The organism is Micromonospora sp. RTBAU3-60, assembly GCF_054963695.1.
Map to the genome: position 1 here is coordinate 1 of NZ_JBUEGB010000171.1, position 1,447 is coordinate 1,447.

Genomic DNA, 1,447 nt, shown 5'->3' on the forward strand with positions numbered 1-1,447 from the left:
GGCTCTTCGAACTTGAGTGGGGTTCGCGGCTGAGCCGACCCGAGCGTGAAGGGCTCGCAGCCCGTCAGTGATCATCTGAGTGTCTAGTTCGGATGGTCACAAGTGAAGAGCTGCGAGCATGGTCAACGATACGACCCGGCTGCTGGGCCTGGACGGCCTGGTGGCCGAGCGGGTCGAGCTGGACGCCGCAGGCGTCCCGGTGGTGCACCTGGCCACCGGTTGTGAACAGGCGCGATGCTGCCCGCAGTGCGGGCAGCAGGCGGTCCGGGTCAAGCAGTGGACCACCACTCGGCCGCGGGACCTACCGGTCGGCGGCCGGCCGGTGCGGCTGCGGTGGCGTAAACGGCGCTGGTACTGCCCGACGCCGGGGTGTCCGCGTAAGTCGTTCACCGAGCAGGTCGCGCAGGTCCCGGCCCGTGCCCGGCTGACCACCCGGTTGCGGCAAGCGGCCGGGGCGGCGGTCGCCGACGCGGGGCGCACGATCGTGCAGGCCGCCAGGGACCACGGCCTCTCGTGGCCGGTCGTCGCTGCCGCGTTCACCGCCCACGCGAGCGCGGTGTTGCCGGCCGAGCCGGAGCCGGTCGCGGTACTGGGCATTGACGAGGTCCGCCGCGGCAAGCCCCGCTGGATCTGGGATGAGCAGGCCGGTTCGTGGACCATGACCGCGGACCGGTGGCACGTCGGCTTCTGCGATCTGTCCGGTGGTCAGGGCCTGCTCGCCCAGGTCGAAGGCCGCACCACGGCGGCGGTGACCGGCTGGCTGACCGCCCGCCCTCGGGCCTGGCGTGAGCAGGTGAAGGCGGTGGCGATCGACATGTGCACCGTGTTCAAGTCCGCCGTCCGCCAGGTACTGCCGCACGCGGTGCTGGTCGTCGACCACTTCCACGTCGTGCAACTGGCCAACCGAGCCGTCACCGAGGTCCGCCGCCGCATGACCCTGACCCAACGCGGGCGCCGCGGCCGCGGCACCGACCCGGAATGGCGGATGCGTAACCGGCTGACCCGCTCCGCCGCTCGGATGCCCGGCAAGCACGTCGATCGCCTCGTCGACACCCTCGAAGCGCTACCCGCCGCGATCGGCGCCCCGATCCTGGCCGCGTGGAACGCGAAAGAGGACCTCCTCGACCTCCTCGCCACCGCCCGCACCCAGCCCGACCGGGAACACCTCCACCGGCTGCTACACCGCTTCTACACCCGCTGCGCCGCCACCGACCTGCCCGAACTGCACCGGCTCGCCACCACCATCGAGACCTGGTGGCCACAAATCCTGGCGTTCCTGACCACCGGAATCACCAACGCCGGCTCCGAAGGCACCAACCGCGTCATCAAAACCGTCGCCCGCGACGCCTACGGCTTCCGCAACCCCGACAACCAGCGCCTACGCACCCGCACCGCCACCACCCGACGCCACCGCGGACACCTCAACCCCACTTAAATTCGAAGAGCC

Annotated in this window: 1 protein-coding gene; it reads left to right on the plus strand. The window is 70.9% G+C overall.

The genetic code is table 11. The annotated features are described in order from the left end of the window. Positions 1 to 118: 118 nt before the first annotated feature. On the plus strand, positions 119 to 1,435 hold the full coding sequence (locus ACY34I_RS40360; RefSeq protein WP_462760822.1) for an ISL3 family transposase: 1,317 nt from the start codon (positions 119 to 121) through the stop codon (positions 1,433 to 1,435). Positions 1,436 to 1,447 lie beyond the last annotated feature (12 nt).

What these genes read in the sequence shown, in the direction of transcription:
- ACY34I_RS40360 (WP_462760822.1), top strand. Translation starts at nt 119, where the DNA reads ATGGTCAACGATACGACCCGGCTGCTGGGCCTGGACGGCCTGGTGGCC.